Source organism: Corynebacterium sp. MSK012 (assembly GCF_030232435.1).
GTDB lineage: Bacteria > Actinomycetota > Actinomycetes > Mycobacteriales > Mycobacteriaceae > Corynebacterium > Corynebacterium jeikeium_D.
In genome coordinates this window covers 1-1,411 of sequence record NZ_JASPJU010000025.1, presented here as the reverse complement: position 1 = coordinate 1,411, position 1,411 = coordinate 1, and the positions used below count along the sequence as shown (strand labels likewise).

The 1,411-nt window shown below is 56.5% G+C and carries 1 protein-coding gene; it reads left to right on the top strand.

What is annotated here, in order from left to right; genetic code table 11:
* The first annotated feature begins 162 nt into the window (after positions 1–162).
* Positions 163–1,353, top strand: coding sequence for an IS1249 family transposase (locus QP977_RS10955; protein ID WP_162838042.1), 1,191 nt, complete (start codon positions 163–165; stop codon positions 1,351–1,353).
* Positions 1,354–1,411: the final 58 nt, after the last annotated feature.

Sequence of the window (1,411 nt, the reverse complement as noted above, 5' to 3'; positions counted from 1 at the left end):
GGGTTAAGTAGCAAAAAGTGTGTCTGACTTTCAGCATTACTGCTGATTAGGCTGGGTAAATCGGGCGGATATAAGCATCAAGACCTTATATCCGCCCGATTAGTGTTCAATCCACCGGAATGGCACCCGCATGTGCTAATCGGGGGTTGGTGTGCTTTCCGGGTGAGTAAAAACAGACCACGATGCCCGATATGCGCTGGGCAAATGAAGAAAAACGGAACCACTTCTAAAGGCACAACCAGGTGGCGATGCAAGGACCCGAACTGCGGCAGTTCCACGACACGAACCCGCACCGACCGCACGCAGACCCGCGACTTTAAAGCCTTCGTCTCTTATGCCACCTCCACAGCAACGTTGTCTGAACTCGCCCAGCAACAAGGGGTAAGCCGTTGGACACTTGACCGCCGATTCAAACCGTTCTGGCTCATCGACATCCCCAACGACGGTGACCCACAGCGCATCTACGACCAGATCTTCATCGACGGTACCTACACCGCCGCCGGATGCTTGCTCGTCGCAGCCAGCCACGACCACGTCATCGCATGGCACTGGACCAAACACGAAACCGCCCACGCCTACACGCAGCTACTCCGCAAAATCGCTGAGCCGCTCTGCGTCGTCCTCGACGGCGGACAAGGCGCACTTACTGCGATTAAAGCCTGCTGGCCGAACGCGATAATCCAACGATGCCTCGTCCATGCGCAACGCGTCATCCGCCGCTACACCACATCACGACCACGCACCGACGCCGGCAAAGCCATCTACGCCCTGGCGTTGAAACTGACCCGTATCACCACACTCGACCAGGCACGGGAGTGGACGCTGCGTCTGCACGACTTCGGACAGGTATTCAAAGCATTCCTCAACGAGAAAACGCCCGTGTCAAAAGAGCGCCGCACACTCAACAACCAGTGGGAATGGACCCATCTGCGAGTTCGCAAGGCATACAACTCCCTGCTGCACCTCTCACGGAAAGGATGGCTGTTTACCTACCTGCAGCCACCACCGAATGCGCTTGAGCCTCAACGCTGGGCTTCAACGACAAACAGTCTGGAAGGCGGCATCAACGCCGGGCTCAAACGCATCGCCGACGCGCATCGCGGCAGGTCCGGGGAACGCCAACGAAAAATGCTCGAGTGGTACCTGCACTCGAAAACGCAACTGCCTGACGACCCATTAAAGATCGCCAGGCAGTGCAATTTCGGCCAAGATCAACTCGCCAAAGTCAACGATCTTGTCGAAGAAGACCACAACAAAGCCGACCATGAAACAGGCCGACCAGCCTTCTACGACAACGCTATCCCAACCGAGTACGAACACTCGATAGGAATCAGAAAAGGCCCCATGAAGTAACAAACGGTGTGCCCGCCCCGCAACACGCCGAGCGGACACACTTTTTGCTACTTAACCC